The sequence below is a fragment of the Streptomyces yerevanensis genome (assembly GCF_000716805.1).
Classification (GTDB): Bacteria; Actinomycetota; Actinomycetes; order Streptomycetales; family Streptomycetaceae; genus Streptomyces; species Streptomyces flaveus.
In genome coordinates, this window is record NZ_JNWJ01000001.1 from 86,138 (window position 1) to 100,746 (window position 14,609).

At 69.0% G+C, this 14,609-nt stretch carries 15 protein-coding genes; 7 read left to right on the forward strand and 8 right to left on the reverse strand.

Features of this window, described 5'->3' with window-relative positions; all coding sequences use genetic code 11:
* The first annotated feature begins 9 nt into the window (after positions 1–9).
* Positions 10–615, forward strand: a complete 606-nt coding sequence (locus OP79_RS00420) for an RNA polymerase sigma factor (RefSeq protein WP_106972266.1) — start codon at positions 10–12, stop codon at positions 613–615.
* A 40-nt stretch (positions 616–655) separates the two neighbouring features.
* Positions 656–1,675, forward strand: coding sequence for a maleylpyruvate isomerase family mycothiol-dependent enzyme (locus OP79_RS00425; protein ID WP_033317821.1), 1,020 nt, complete (start codon positions 656–658; stop codon positions 1,673–1,675).
* Between the two features lie 123 nt (positions 1,676–1,798).
* Here the strand turns inward: OP79_RS00425 and thpD are convergent, their stop codons facing one another.
* From thpD to OP79_RS00460, 7 genes are all read right to left on the reverse strand, one after another.
* Positions 1,799–2,689: an ectoine hydroxylase gene (thpD, locus tag OP79_RS00430; protein WP_033317822.1), complete on the reverse strand. Its 891-nt coding sequence runs from the start codon at positions 2,687–2,689 to the stop codon at positions 1,799–1,801.
* A 5-nt stretch (positions 2,690–2,694) separates the two neighbouring features.
* Entirely contained in the window at positions 2,695–3,093 is a 399-nt protein-coding gene (locus OP79_RS00435) for an ectoine synthase (protein WP_033317823.1), read from the reverse strand.
* Between the two features lie 32 nt (positions 3,094–3,125).
* On the reverse strand, positions 3,126–4,397 hold the full coding sequence (gene ectB / locus OP79_RS00440; RefSeq protein WP_033317824.1) for a diaminobutyrate--2-oxoglutarate transaminase: 1,272 nt from the start codon (positions 4,395–4,397) through the stop codon (positions 3,126–3,128).
* Positions 4,398–4,554: 157 nt separating this feature from the next.
* A complete protein-coding gene (gene ectA / locus OP79_RS00445; RefSeq protein ID WP_051744277.1) occupies positions 4,555–5,133 on the reverse strand; it encodes a diaminobutyrate acetyltransferase in 579 nt (192 codons plus the stop codon).
* 326 nt (positions 5,134–5,459) lie between these two features.
* On the reverse strand, positions 5,460–6,008 hold the full coding sequence (locus OP79_RS00450; protein ID WP_033318107.1) for a DinB family protein: 549 nt from the start codon (positions 6,006–6,008) through the stop codon (positions 5,460–5,462).
* 61 nt (positions 6,009–6,069) lie between these two features.
* Positions 6,070–6,678: a DUF1349 domain-containing protein gene (locus tag OP79_RS00455; RefSeq protein ID WP_033317825.1), complete on the reverse strand. Its 609-nt coding sequence runs from the start codon at positions 6,676–6,678 to the stop codon at positions 6,070–6,072.
* 228 nt (positions 6,679–6,906) lie between these two features.
* The gene (locus OP79_RS00460; RefSeq protein WP_078491538.1) at positions 6,907–8,436 is read right to left on the reverse strand and encodes an aldehyde dehydrogenase (NADP(+)); all 1,530 of its coding nucleotides are present in this window, start codon (positions 8,434–8,436) and stop codon (positions 6,907–6,909) included.
* Positions 8,437–8,588: 152 nt separating this feature from the next.
* On the opposite strand from OP79_RS00460, the gene OP79_RS00465 reads away from it, so the two are divergent.
* From OP79_RS00465 to OP79_RS00475, 3 genes are all read left to right on the forward strand, one after another.
* Complete coding sequence (locus OP79_RS00465) at positions 8,589–9,362, forward strand: IclR family transcriptional regulator (protein WP_033317827.1); 774 nt, start codon at positions 8,589–8,591, stop codon at positions 9,360–9,362.
* Between the two features lie 10 nt (positions 9,363–9,372).
* A complete protein-coding gene (locus tag OP79_RS00470) occupies positions 9,373–9,846 on the forward strand; it encodes a GNAT family N-acetyltransferase (RefSeq protein WP_033318108.1) in 474 nt (157 codons plus the stop codon).
* A gap of 92 nt (positions 9,847–9,938) precedes the next feature.
* Positions 9,939–11,396 (forward strand): peptidoglycan D,D-transpeptidase FtsI family protein, encoded by a 1,458-nt coding sequence (locus OP79_RS00475; protein WP_033317828.1) that lies wholly within the window; start codon positions 9,939–9,941, stop codon positions 11,394–11,396.
* 73 nt (positions 11,397–11,469) lie between these two features.
* On the opposite strand, the gene OP79_RS00480 is transcribed toward OP79_RS00475, so the two are convergent.
* Positions 11,470–12,918, reverse strand: coding sequence for an NCS2 family permease (locus tag OP79_RS00480; protein ID WP_033317829.1), 1,449 nt, complete (start codon positions 12,916–12,918; stop codon positions 11,470–11,472).
* Between the two features lie 277 nt (positions 12,919–13,195).
* On the opposite strand from OP79_RS00480, the gene OP79_RS00485 reads away from it, so the two are divergent.
* Positions 13,196–13,762, forward strand: coding sequence for a SigE family RNA polymerase sigma factor (locus tag OP79_RS00485; RefSeq protein ID WP_033317830.1), 567 nt, complete (start codon positions 13,196–13,198; stop codon positions 13,760–13,762).
* Entirely contained in the window at positions 13,759–14,607 is an 849-nt protein-coding gene (locus tag OP79_RS00490; protein ID WP_033317831.1) for a hypothetical protein, read from the forward strand. The genes OP79_RS00485 and OP79_RS00490 overlap by 4 nt, the downstream gene beginning before the upstream one ends.
* The last annotated feature ends 2 nt before the right edge of the window (positions 14,608–14,609 follow it).

Sequence of the window (14,609 nt, forward strand, 5' to 3'; positions counted from 1 at the left end):
GTGGAGCCGTTGGAGACCACGGGGACGTCGTCCGTCGAACCGGCCGCCGACGCGGAGTTGCAGCGGCGGCTGGTGTACGGCGACGAGTCCGCGCTGACCGAGGCGTACGCCGCGTACAGCGGGCTCGTCCGGGGGGTGGCGGTCCGGGTGACGCGCAGCCCGGCCGCCGCCGAGGATGTGGCTCAGGAGGTCTTCGCCCAGCTGTGGAGCAGGCCGTACGGGTTCGACGCGCGCCGAGGCTCGCTGCGTACCTGGCTGTCCGTGCTGGCGCACCGGCGAGCCGTGGACTGGGTGCGCAGCGAGGCCCGGCACCGCAAGGCCGCCGGCGCCGACGACTCGGCACTGCAGGCGATCCCCGACACGGGCCCCGGCCCGGACGAGACGGTCGTCGACCGCGAGCGCTCGCTCCTGCTGCACTCCGCGCTCGCCGAACTCCCGCAGCACCAGCGGGAGGTGGTGCACCTCGCGTATTTCGCGGGCCGCACCTACCGCCAGGCCGCCGTCGAACTCGGCATTCCGGAAGGCACCGCCAAGACCCGGCTGCGCTCCGCATTGCGCAAGCTGGCCGAGTCCATGGCGGACCCACCGGATCCGGCCTTGGAAAGGGGCGCATGATGGACGGATGCGGCCGGGAAGCCGGGAAGGGAGGTGCGCGGTGACCACTGATCACGACGGGGTACGTGAGCTGCTGGGGGCCTGGGCCTTCGGCGCGTTGCGGCCGGAGGAGGAGAAGGCGGTGCCGCGGCATCTCGCCGAGTGCGAGAGCTGCGCGGTGGAGGCGGAGCGGCTGCGGGAGGCGGTACGGCTGCTGGACGGGCCGCGGGGAACGGCCATGAGCAACGGTTCGAAAGAGCCGGAGGGCGTACTCGCCCTCGCGCTGCGCGCCCGGCCCGCCGTGCCGCGGGTCGCCGCGCACGCCGCCCCGTACGCCGCCGCCGTCGCCGGACTCCAGGCACTGGTGCGGGAGTTGGACGGCCGCTGGAGCACACCGGTCGTGCACGATTGGGACGCGCACGCGACACTCGCGCATCTCCTCGCCGCCGACGAGCCGTTGGCGCTGCGCCTTGGTCTCGACGCGCGCGTGCCCGCCTCGCCGGTCCCGGAGGGGACGAGCTGGGAGGAGGCCTGGAGCGCGCGTACCGCCGATGTGATCGCGTACGAGCGTCAGCGCGGCCCCGAGGAGACGGTGACCGCGTGGGCCGCTCAGGCAGCCGCGCTGCTGGCCACGCCCGAGGCCCGGGATCCCGAACGTGCCGCGCTCGCCACGACGTTGATGGGGATCCGGCTGCCCGTCGCCGATCACTTCCTCGTGCGGGCCTTCGAGGCGTGGATCCACACGGACGACATCGGCCGTGCGCTGGGCCTCGCCGTACCGCCGCCGCCCGAGGAGCACCTCTGGCAGCTGGTCCGGCTCGCCGTCCGCATCCTCGGCATGGCGCTGGGGACCACGGCGCCCCCGGTGCTGTTCGCGGTGGCCGGCGGCGAGAGCGACGCCCAGTGGGTGCTCGGCTCCGAGGACGAACCCGTGCGAGCCGAACTCGTCCTGGAACCCGTCGACTTCTGCCTGCTCGTCGGCGGACGGTACGCACCCGCCGAGGTCCCGAGGGGCGCGACGGGCGACGAGGACGCCGTACGGAACGTACTGGAGCGGGCGGCGGCGCTGTCCTGGCTGTAAGTCCTGGCTGTACGTCCTGGCTGTACGTCCTGGCCTGTCGACGCACGAGGGGCGGCACCCTCAACGAGGGTGCCGCCCCATCAGCCGTACGTCACTTCACCTGTACGTCACTTCACCTGTACGTCACTTCACCGGAGTGAAATCCCTGGCCCCGATGAACTCAGGCCGGCGGACCGGTGCCGCGAACGGCTCCACCGCCGCGTTCTCCACGCTGTTGAACACGATGAAGACGTTCGACCGCGGGAACGGGGTGATGTTGTCCCCCGAACCGTGCATGCAGTTGCAGTCGAACCAGGTCGCCGAGCCGGCCCGCCCCGTGAAGAGCTTGATGCCGTGCGCCTGGGCGAACTTGGTGAGCGCCTCGTCGGAGGGCGTGCCCGCGTCCTGCATCTGCAGCGACATCTTGTAGTTGTCCTTCGGCGTGGCACCCGCACAGCCGAGGAACGTCTTGTGCGACCCCGGCATGATCATGAGGCCGCCGTTGGTGTCGTAGTTCTCGGTCAGCGCGATCGAGACGGACACGGTGCGCATGTTCGGCAGGCCGTCCTCGGCGTGCCAGGTCTCGAAGTCGGAGTGCCAGTAGAAGCCGCTCGCCCCGAAGCCGGGCTTGACGTTGATCCGCGACTGGTGGACGTACACGTCCGAGCCGAGGATCTGCCGGGCCCGCCCGACGACGCGCTCATCGCGCACGAGCCGCGCGAAGACCTCGCTGATCTTGTGGACCTCGAAGACCGACCGGATCTCCTGCGACTTCGGCTCGATGATCGAGCGTTCGTCGGCGCGGATCGCCGGGTCGCTCACCAGCCGCTCCAGCTCGGAGTGGTAGACGGCGACTTCGTCGTCGTCGATGAGCTGACCGATGGAGAGGAAGCCGTCGCGCTCGAACGCCTGGAGGTCGGCCGCCTCGATCGGGCCCGGGGCGCCCGGCGCGCTCCACACGACCGGGTCCTGGCGGGGTACGGACACCTCGGCGGCGCCGCGGCTCGGATACAGATCGGTGAGCGTCATGGTCATGATTCTCAGACCTCCTCGGTCAGCAGGGGGTAGACACCGTTCTCGTCATGGTCCTCCCGGCCGGTCACCGGCGGATTGAAGACGCAGAGGCAGCGGAAGTCCTCCTTGATCTTCATCGTGTGCTTCTCGTGGCCGTCGAGGAGGTACATGGTGCCGGGGGTGATGGTGAACTTCTCCCCGGTCTCGTCGTTGGTGAGCTCGGCCTCGCCCTCCACGCAGACGACGGCCTCGATGTGGTTGGCGTACCACATCGACGTCTCCGTGCCGGCGTACAGGATCGTCTCGTGCAGGGAGAAGCCGACCTTCTCCTTGGCGAGGACGATGCGTTTGCTCTCCCAGGTGCCCGACGCGGACTTGACGTGCCGGTCGGTGCCTTCGAGGTCCTTGAACGAACGGACAATCACGGTGGTGCAGTGCCTCCTTCAGGCGGTTGCGGTCACGCCGTCTCTCGTACGGCGCGGGCGAGGGTGCGCAGACCCTCGTCCAGCTCGTCGGGCGTGATGGTGAGCGCCGGGAGGAGCTTGACGACCTCGCTCTCCGGGCCCGACGTCTCGATGAGCAGGCCGAGTTCGAAGGCCCGCTGGGCGATGCGGCCCGCGCGCTCCTTGTCGTGGAACTCGATGCCCCAGACAAGGCCGCGGCCCCGGTACTCCTTGATGTCGTCGGGGTTCTCCTCGCAGACGGAGATCAGTGCCTGGTCGATCTGCTCGCCGCGGGCCCTGGTCTGCTTCTCCATGGCCGGCCCGTCGGTCCAGTACGTCTCAAGGGCCGCCGCGGCCGTCACGAAAGCGGGGTTGTTGCCGCGGAACGTGCCGTTGTGCTCGCCCGGCTCCCAGATGTCCAGCTCGGGCTTGAACAGGGTCAGCGCCATGGGCAGTCCGTAGCCGCTGATGGACTTGGAGACGGTCACGATGTCCGGCGTGATGCCCGCCTCCTCGAAGGAGAAGAACGCGCCGGTGCGGCCGCAGCCCATCTGGATGTCGTCGACGATGAGCAGCATGTCCTGACGCTCGCACAGCTCGGCCAGGGCCCGCAGCCACTCGGGACGCGCGACGTTGATGCCGCCCTCGCCCTGTACGGTCTCGACGATCACGGCGGCGGGCTGGTTCAGGCCGGAGCCCTGGTCCTCGAGGAGTCGCTCGAACCAGAGGAAGTCCGGGACCTGGCCGTCGAAGTAGTTGTCGAACGGCATGGGCGTGCCGTGCACGAGTGGGATGCCCGCTCCGGCCCGCTTGAAGGCGTTGCCGGTCACGGCGAGCGAGCCGAGCGACATCCCGTGGAAGGCGTTCGTGAACGACACGATCGCTTCCCGGCCCTTCACTTTTCGCGCCAGTTTCAGCGCCGACTCGACGGCGTTGGTGCCCGTCGGGCCCGGGAACATGACCTTGTACGGCAGGTCGCGCGGGCGCAGCACGATGTTCTGGAACGACTCGAGGAAGGCGCGTTTGGCGGTCGTCGACATGTCGAGACCGTGGGTGACGCCGTCGCGCTCCAGGTAGTCGATGAGGGCGCGTTTGAGTACGGGGTTGTTGTGGCCGTAGTTGAGTGACCCGGCACCGGCGAAGAAGTCCAGGTACTCGTGGCCGTCCTCGTCGTACATGCGGCTGCCCTGCGCGCGGTCGAAGATGGTGGGCCAGCCGCGGCAGTAGCTGCGCACCTCCGACTCCAGGGTCTGGAAGACGCTCAGATCGGGCTGGGTGATGGTCACAGCGAATCTCCTCCTGGGAGATGAAGTCCTGGGGGTGAACCGGGTGGTCAGGCCCGGTCGTTCGGATCTGATGGATCTGCTGGGTGTGCTGAATCTGCTGGTCGGATCGGCCGTGGTCGGTCGGTTCGGTCCGTAGGCCGGCTGGTCGGCCGGGCGCTCAGTCGGCCTGGTCGGCTCTGAGCGCCCGGTCAGCCGGTCGGAGGTTCAGCGGTCCTATGCGGTACAGCACCTCGGGGTCGTGCGAGCCGTCCGGGAACTGCCCTGCGGCGAACAGCACTTCACGCTCGACGTTCGCTCCGTGGCGTGCGGCGTACGAGGTGAACAGGCGCTCGGAGGCCGCGTTGCCCGGGGTGATCGTGGTCTCGACGGTTTCGAGGCCGTGGTCGTGGGCTACTCGTGCTGTGAGTCCGTCCAGCAGGGCGGCGGCGAGGCCGCGCCCGCGGTATGCGGCGTCGACGGCCACCTGCCAGACGAGCAGGGTGCCCGGCTGGTCGGGCCGGACGTACCCGGTGATGAAACCGACCGGCATCCCCTCCTTGTCGCGCGCCACCACCGAGGTGCCGGCGAAGTCACGGCACCACAGCAGGTAGCTGTACGAGGAGTTCAGGTCGAGGGTTCTGGAGTCCTTGGCGATGCGCCAGAGCGCGGCCCCGTCCACCACCTCCGGACGGTCGATCCGCAGCCCCTCCGGCATTTCCAGGAATTCCGCTTGCAGGTCTGCTTGTGCGGCGGTCATGCGGATTAAATTTACCGAGAGAAAGCTGAAATCGCATCGCCGGATGGGGTTACATGAGCGCCGTTTCTATGTTATCGCGCGTGCGCGGATGCCGCGCGTTGGGACGGCAGAAGCAACCTGTTTGTCCGGAAAATACGGGAGGAAGCGGGCACCTTGTGCATTGCGTCACAGATACGTAACCGCCACGAGACCTGCCCGAATTACGAGGTTGACGTTCACGGAATCTTAGCGTTTAGCCTCGAAAAAAGCGGGCAGAAGAAGACGGGAAGCTGCACTCGAACAAGCATCGGGTGGTCGGCGACATAAAGGCGGAATGAATTCTTCAATTACGCGCCGGTTACCCCGTCGATACGCTCCCTCACAATGTCCGCGTGGCCGTTGTGACGGGCGTACTCCTCGATCATGTGGATGAGGATCCAGCGCAGGCTGACCTCAAGCCCGGCCATCGGGCCGCCGGCGATCCGTCCGGTGTCGTCCAGCGACCGCCCCGCACACAGCTCCTGCCCCCGGGCGATCTCCCGCCGCCAGTTCGCCAGCGCCTCGTCGAGCCCGCGCTCCGGGTCGAGGGCGGTGCCGCCGTCCATGTCCCCGACCTCGCCCCCGTACACGGTCGGCACGTCGAGCCCGGCGAACACCCGCTGGAACCAGTTCCGTTCGACCTCGGCGAGATGCTGGACCAGCCCGAGCAGGGTCAGCTCCGACGGCTCGGCGGAGGCCAGCCGCAGCTGGCTGTCGTCCAGCCCTCGGCACTTCAGCTCCAGCGTGGCGCGGTGAAAGGCGAGCCAGCTCTCCAGCATGGGCCGCTCCGGCCCGGTCATGATCGGGACGGGGCGGCCGTCGGGCAGGGTCTGGGTCCGGTGTGTGTCAGTGGCCATGCCGGGCAGCATGGCACGGGGGCCCGGCGATGCGGGAGAGGCGAAATCCCGCCGTCAGGAATCAGCTGCCGTCCCGCAGGTCCGCCGGCCAGTCCGGGAGGAACTCGATGCCGTCGTACGTGACCACGCACCCCTCCCCCATCGGCGACTGCGTCATAAAGCCGACGAGGGCCGCTCCGGAGGCCTTCTCGTCAGCCAGGGTGAACAGGCGCACGAAGGTCCAGCGCTTGCCGTCCTTGGAGGCGTGGAAGGCGAAGGCACGGCCCGTGCGGCTGATCCGCAGCCAGACCGAACTTCCCTCCACGGTGAAGGAGTTGGCGTCGTCGGAGTGGCCACGGGTGACCACCGTGCACACGGTCGGCACATCCGGCGAGTTCTCCAGGCAGAGCTTGGCCCACTCCCGCTCGGCGACGTGTACGTACAGCACGCCCGCGTCGAAGGCCCCGGCGAAGCCGACGGTGACGCGGGCGATCAGCTGGAAGTCCCCCTCCGGCGCCCCGAGCAGCCGAGGCGCGTCGGCCGCGGGGTCCAGCGCCTCATCAGTGGGCGGCACAAACCGGTCCTGCCGCGCCCCCGCCCATCCGGTGAGCACCCCGTCCTCGTACGACCAGTGCCCGTCGGGGCCGTAACTACGGAGTGAGAAGGGAAGTTCGGGTATTTCGAGATCCATGCGGTGAGTCTCCCAGGTCCACGCCCGCGCCCCGAAAGGGACGCGGCACTGTGCCCCGCAGGGGGCGGGCGCTGTGAAACATGCGGCCACAACAGCGCCCCTTCAGGGGCGCGGGGCTGTAACACTGTGCGGCTCCGCCGCGGGGCGCGACCAGCCACAACCGGCCCGCAGCCCGCAGCGAACCGCACCCCTACGGCGCTACCCGCATCCCCCGCCCCCAGCGGAGCGCTACCGCTCAAGCCGCCCGTTGAAGCGCCGCGGCAGCCCCAGCGGGTTGTCGTCGCGCAACTCGGCGGGCAGCAGCGCCTCGGGCGCGTTCTGATACGCAACCGGCCGCAGCCACCGCTCGATAGCCGTACCGCCCACAGACGTGGACGTCGACGTCGTCGCGGGGTACGGCCCCCCGTGATGCTGAGCCGGAGCCACAGCGACACCGGTGGGCCAGCCGTTGACGAGCACGCGCCCCGCGAGCGGCGTCAGCTCGGCAAGGAGCTCCGCTCCACGCCCCTCCCCCGCCGCTTCCTCGGCAGAGAGATGCACGGTCGCGGTGAGGTTGCCGGGCAGCCGGGAGAGGACGGCGCCTGCCTCAGAGTCGTCCTCGTACCGAACGACAACGGTGATCGGCCCGAAGCACTCCTCCAGAAGCAGATCGTGCTCCCCCTCGGCGGCAAGCCTGCCCGCCGGCACGGTCAGGAACCCGGGGCTCACCGTGTGCTCACTCCCCGCACCCGGCGTCACCGGAGCGTCCACGTCCGGAAGTTCGGCCCGCTCGGCCACCCCGGCGACGAAGTTGTCGCGCATCCGATGGTCCAGCAGCACACCCGCGTCGGTGTTGCTGACCGCGTCGGTGAGGGACTTCAGCAGCCGGTCACCCGCCGCACCCGTCGGCGCGAGAACGAGCCCCGGCTTCACACAGAACTGGCCGACACCCAGCGTCATGGAGCCCGCGAGCCCCGTACCGATCGCCTCGGCACGCTCGGCGGCGGCGGCCTCGGTGATGACGACCGGGTTCAGCGAACCCAGCTCGCCGTGGAACGGGATCGGCACGGGCCGGGCGGCAGCCGCGTCGAAGAGGGCACGACCGCCCCGTACGGAACCGGTGAAACCGGCCGCCGAGACCAGCGGATGCTTGACCAGCTCGACGCCCGCCTCGAAGCCGTGCACGAGCCCGACGACCCCCTTGGGGATGTCGTGCTGCTCGGCGGCCCGCCGCAGCGTCGCCGCGACCAGCTCGGACAGCCCCGGGTGGTCGGGGTGCGCCTTGACGACGACCGGGCAGCCCGCGGCGAGCGCGCTCGCGGTGTCACCGCCCGCGACCGAGAAGGCGAAGGGGAAGTTCGAGGCCGAGTAGACGGCGACGACACCCAGCGGCACCTTGTAGCGGCGCAGGTCCGGGATCGGCGGCGTCGCGGTGTCGTCGGGGTGGTTGATCACTACGTCGAGGAACGCGCCCTCGTCGACGATGTCCGCGAAGGCCCGCAACTGGTAGCAGGTACGGGCGAGTTCACCGGTGAGCCGGACCGGGCCGAGCGCGGTCTCCGCGTCCGCGGCCTCCACGAGGTGGTCCTTGGCGCCTTCGAGCAGTTCCGCGGCGCTGCGAAGGAAGGCCGAGCGGACCGTGCGGTCGGCAAGGGCTCCCCGGGCGGCATGAGCCGCGCGGACGGCCGTGTCCACCTCCTGGGCTGTGGCTTCCACCGCAACCTGTTCACGCTGCTTCCCGGTTCGGGGGTCGACACTCCAGACTGGTGCTGCTGCCACCGGGGGTTCCTCCAGAAGATGTGATGCCGCAGTTCTTATGTGATGCCGCAGTTCTTGTGTCACTCACCAGGGCGTTCGATATGTTGAACACTGTCTCTGATGGTGAATATGTCTCGGAGACTATTTCCCGTCGAACGAAGGGGTCAAGGGCGATGTCGGCAGGCGAGACAGGCGGCGGGGCGCAGGTCAAGTCCGCGGTGCGGACTGTGGAACTACTGGAGTTCTTCGCCGGCCGACCAGGAATGCATTCCCTGGCCGCCGTTCAGGAGGCCGTAGGTTACCCCAAGTCCAGTTTGTATATGTTGCTTCGTACGCTCGTCGAGCTCGGCTGGGTCGAGACGGACGCGACGGGCACGCGGTACGGCATCGGGGTGCGGGCCCTCCTCGTCGGTACGTCGTACATCGACGGCGACGAGGTGGTGGCCGTGGCCAGACCGACCCTGGACCGGCTCTCGGACGACACTACGGAGACGATCCACCTGGCGCGGCTGGACGGCACGAATGTGGTGTATCTCGCGACCCGCCAGTCCCAGCACTATCTCCGCCCCTTCACGCGCGTGGGCCGCCGGCTGCCCGCCCACTCCACCTCGCTCGGCAAGGCGCTGCTGGCCACGCACACGGACGAGCAGGTACGCAAGCTGCTGCCGGAGACGCTCCCCGCGCTGACCGAGCACACGATCACCGACCGGGAGAAGCTCATCGAGGAGCTGCACCAGGTGCGGGAGCAGGGCTTCGCGGTGGACCGCGAGGAGAACACGCTGGGGCTGCGCTGCTTCGGCGTCGCGATTCCGTACCGTACGCCCGCGCGCGACGCCATCAGCTGCTCCGTACCGGTGGCGCGGCTGACACCCGCGCACGAGCAGATGGTGAAGGACGCCCTGTTCGACGCCCGCGACCGGCTGACGCTCGCCACCCGGAGGCTCTGACATGTCTGACGTGGAGGTCGTGCTCCGCGAGGTCCATGACAGTGATCTGCCGGTGTTCTTCCGGCAGATCAACGATCCCGAGGCCGCCCTGATGGCCGCGTTCACGGTCAAGGACCCGGCCGACTGGGATGCCTTCGACGCCCACTGGAAGCGGATCCGCGCCTCGTCCGACGTGGTCAATCGCACGGTCCTCGCCGACGGCGACGTCGTGGGCAGCGCGGCGGTGTACGGCGAGCCGGGCGAGCGCGAGGTGACGTACTGGATCGACCGCGCGTACTGGGGCCGCGGCATCGCCACGCGCGCCCTGCGGGCCCTGCTCGCCGAGGTCCCCGAACGCCCGCTGTACGCCCGCGCCGCCGCGGACAACGCGGGTTCGCGCCGCGTCCTGGAGAAGTGCGGTTTTCGCGTGACCGCGCATGCCAAGGGGTACGCGAACGCGCGCGGGGCGGAGATCGACGAGGTGGTCCTCATCCTGGACAGCTGAGCCGCGCACCCCCACGCGGTTCATGAAGCCCGGATGAGAAAGCCGGACCGACGGGAACGAATCCCCGCATCCCGCTCGTCTTTCAGAACGCGATGAACACGACGATCAGACGGGCCTCCGTCTTCACGCTGCTGCTCGTGCTCGCCCTGCTGGTCAGGGCGACCTGGGTGCAGTTCTACGACGGCACGGCACTCGCGGAGAACAAGAACAACCGGCGGAACGTGATCGAGCAGTACGCGTACCCGCTCGGGAACATCATCGTGGCCGGCGACGCGATCACCGGGTCCGCGGAGACGGACAGCGGCGACCTCAAGTACCAGCGGACGTACAAGGACGGCGCGCTGTATTCGGCGGTCACGGGCTACAGCTCGCAGGTGTACGGGGCGACACAGCTGGAGGGCGTCTACCAGGACCTGCTCGACGGCACGGACAACCGGCTGAAGAACCCGATGGACGCGGTCACCGGCAAGCGTGCCGACCCGGGTGACGTGATCACGACGATCGACCCGGATGTGCAGAAGGCCGCGTATGACGCGCTGGGCGACACAAAGGGTGCGGCCGTCGCCATCGACCCGACGAACGGCAAGATCCTCGGTGTCGTGTCGACCCCTTCGTACGACCCGTCCGAGATCAGCGGCTCCGACGACTCCGCCGCCTGGGAGAAGCTGACGAAGGATCCGGACAAGCCGATGACGAACCGGGCACTGCGTCAGCCGCTGCCGCCGGGCTCGACGTTCAAGCTGGTCGTGGCGGCTGCCGCGCTGGAGGACGGGCGGTACTCGTCGGTGGACGAGAAGACGGACAGCCCGGACCCGTACCCGCTGCCGGGCACGACCCGCGTGCTGGGCAACGAGAACCCGTCGGCGCCCTGTGAGGACGCCACGATCCGGGTCGCGTTGCAGTACTCGTGCAACAACGTCTTCGGGAAGATGGCCGTCGACCTGGGCCAGGACAAGGTCAAGGAGATGGCGGAGAAGTTCGGCTTCAACGACGGGGAGCAGGACGTTCCGGTGCGTGCGTACGAGAGCGTCTATCCGTCCGGCATGGACAAGGCGCAGACGGCGCTGTCGGGCATCGGGCAGTTCGACGTCCAGGCGACGCCGTTGCAGATGGCCATGGTGTCGGCGGCCATCGCCAATGGCGGTGAGCTGGTCTCGCCGCACATGGTGTCGCAGATCAGCGACGCGAGCGGCAATGCGCTGGAGAACTACGACGACAACACGGACACCAAGGAGATCGTCAGCTCGTCCACGGCCGAGCAGTTGCAGTCGGCGATGCAGACGGTCGTCGACGACGGCACGGGGACGAACGCGCAGATCGACGGCGCGACCGTGGGAGGCAAGACGGGTACGGCCCAGCACGGCGAGAACAACAGCCAGACGCCGTATGCCTGGTTCACGTCGTACGCGAAGGACGACTCCACGGGCAAGGAAGTCGCCGTCGCCGTGATCATCGAGCAGTCGAACGCGGCCCGGTCGGAAGTCAGCGGCAACGGGCTGGCCGCGCCGGTCGCGAAGGCCATGATGGAGGCGGCGCTCCAGCAGAACTAAGCGGTCTCGGGGAAGGCCCCGGCTCGTTGAATCCTCCGGGCCGGGGCCTTCGCACGTCAGGGCCTCAGGGGCCTCAGACGCCCAGCAGCTGCTCGATCGGGTCGATCGCGAAGTACACCAGGAACAGCGCCGACGCGCCCCACAGCAGCCAGTGGACCTCGCGAGCCTTCCCGAGCACCGACTTGATGAGGACGTACGCGACGAAGCCCGCCCCGATGCCGTTGGTGATCGAGTACGTGAACGGCATCACGGCGATCGTCAGGAACGCGGGGATGGCTATCTCGTACTTGTCCCAGTCGATGTACTTGACCTGGGTCATCATCAGGAAGCCGACCGCGACGAGAGCGGGGGCCGCCGCCTGGAGCGGGACGATGGTCAGCAGCGGGGTCATGAACAGGGCCAGGGCGAACAGACCACCGGTGACCAGGTTGGCGAAGCCCGTGCGCGCGCCCTCGCCGACGCCCGCCGCCGACTCGATGTACGAGGTAGAGGACGAGGCGGAGGCCGCACCGCCCGCGACCGCGGCGGCACCGTCGATCAGCAGCACGCGGCCGAGGTTGGGGACCTTGCCGTCTTCGTCCAGCAGTCCGGCCTCGGCGCTGACGCCGACGACCGTGCCCATGGTGTCGAAGAAGTCCGACAGGATCAGCGTGAAGACCAGCAGGACGACGGTGATCGCGCCGGCCTCACCAAAGGCGCCGAACAGGCTGAAGTCGCCGATCAGCCCGAAGTCGGGGGTGTCGACCACCTTGTCCGGCCAGGAGGGCGTGGTCAGGCCCCAACTCTTGATGTCGGCCGCCCAGTTGATGACGATCGCCAGGAGCGTCATGGCCACGATGCTGATCAGGATGGCGCCCTTGACCTTGCGGGCGAGCAGCCCGATGGTCAGCAGCACCCCGAGGCAGAAGACGAGCATCGGCCAGCCGGTCAGCGCGCCGGTGGCGCCCAGCTGCACGGGCACCGTGGTGTTCGCCGCGTCCGGGATGCGGGTCACGAACCCGGCGTCGACGAAGCCGATGAACGCGATGAACAGGCCTATGCCGACACTGATCGCCTGCTTCATGGGCTGGGGTATCGCGTGCATGACGGCCTCGCGCAGGCCCGTCACCACCAGCACGCAGATCAGCAGGCCCTCGAGGACGATCAGGCCCATCGCGTCGGCCCAGCTCATCAGCGGGGCGATCTGGAAGGCGACGACGGCGTTGAGGCCGAGCCCGGCGGCGAGGGCGAGTGGCAGATTGCCGCCGATGCCCATGATGATGGTCATCACCGCGGCCACCAGGGCGGTGGCGGTGACCAGTTGGACGCTGTCGAGCCGCTGCCCGAACTTGTCCTCGGCGCTGCCCAGAATGATGGGGTTCAGGACAAGGATGTACGCCATCGTGAAGAACGTGGCGAAACCGCCGCGGATCTCCCGGGCGAAGGTGGATCCCCTTGCAGAGATCTTGAAGAACCGGTCGACACTGTTCGCCGGGGGTGGTGCGGCACTCGGCCGGTCGGTCACCTTCTGTGCTCCGGACATGCGGATGCTCCTCGTTACTACGTGCTGGGTGTGCGGATGCTGGCTGGATTGTTCCCGGTGTTGATCCGCTTTCGGGTTTTCTCCGTGTTACGGAATGGGGTTCGGCCTACCGCACGACCTTCGAAGTCCTGTACGGACGCCTGCTACTCTCTCGATTCTCACCCCACAGGGGCACCATTCCTTCACGGGTGACACACGGGGTCCGTATACGCACTACGCAGGCACGGCGCACGCAGGTCAACCGTACTGTCCGGATTCAGCAGGGGAGAGGTCGCCCGTGGGCACGGTCGTCGACGACGCAGCCTCCGTGGAGTTCCACGACTTCTTCGAGCGGCACTATGCCGAACTGGCGCGGCTGGCCCATCTGTTGACCGGCGAGTCGGACGCCGCCGACGATCTGGCGGCGGACGCGCTGCTCGCCATGTGGCACCGCTGGGACCGGGTGCGGGCGGCGGACCATCCGGTGGCGTACGCGCGCGGAGTGGTCGCCAATCTGGCCCGCAGCCGGATCCGCAGCGCGGTGCGTGAACGCAGACGCATCACGCTGTTCTGGTCGCAGCGCGAGGAGAGCAGCGAGAACCCGGACGTCCCGGCCGTGGTCGATGTCCAGGGGGCGCTGCGCAGTCTGCCGTTCCGCAAGCGGGCATGTGTGGTGCTACGGCATGCTTTCGACCTCTCGGAGAAGGACACCGCGCTCGCCCTCGGCATCTCGGTCGGTACGGTGAAGAGCCAGACGTCGAAGGGGATGGCCGAGTTGCAGCGGTTGCTGGGCAGTGCGGACGGCCCGAGCCACGTGCACGCGGCGGTGCTGCGCACCGGTGGCACCGGAGGGGGGAACTCGTGACCGGGCGGCGTGACACACATGGCAAGGTGCGCGCCCGGCTGCGTGAGGCGGCCGGCGCTCATGAGCCCGACCGTGCGCGCATCCTGGCCCGCATCGAGCGCGGCATGGCGGATGCCGAGACCTCCCGGCGCCCTGCGCAGCGGCCCCAAGTGCTCGGCTGGGCGCGGGTCGTCGGCGCCACGGCCGCTGTCGCGGGCGTGCTCGCGGTGGGCGGCTATGCGGCGGCGTCCGCGCTGAAGGAGGAGGACAAGACCCAGCAGACCGTCGCGGTCACGCCGACTCCCGAGCCGTCGGTGGAGGAGTCGAGCCGCGGCGAGATCTCGCCGGACGCGACGAGTTCCCCGCGTCCCGAGCAGCCGACCGCGGCCGAGTCACCGCCGGTCAAGCCGCCCGAGCCGCCCCCGGCCGTCACTCCGCCCGCGGACGCGGGCACCGAGGAGGGCCCGCTGTGGTCGGACGGCTCGGTCGATCCGCACAGCAACGACTTCTGGGCGCAGAGCAATGTGACCGTGAAGTCGGACAAGCAACTCACGTCGCTGACCGTCCAGTTGCGCATCAAGCAGACCGGCGGGGTCAACTCGACGGGCGCCTGGCGCTCGCTGCCCGAGGGCGACTTCGAGCTGACGGTCGGCGAGCGGGACGGCTTCCTCGTCTACACATGGGTGCTCAAGGAGGGCCGTACGGTCCCGGCCGGTGAGTTCGTGTTCGCCGGGCAGTACGACCATGACCGCGGCGGCCGTGACGCCGGCGACGACCGCTATGCGGCGACCGCGACGGCCGACGGCGAACAGGTGGCCGTGCAGGGCGACTTCGCGAGCCAGGACTCCGACGACGAAGATTCATGACC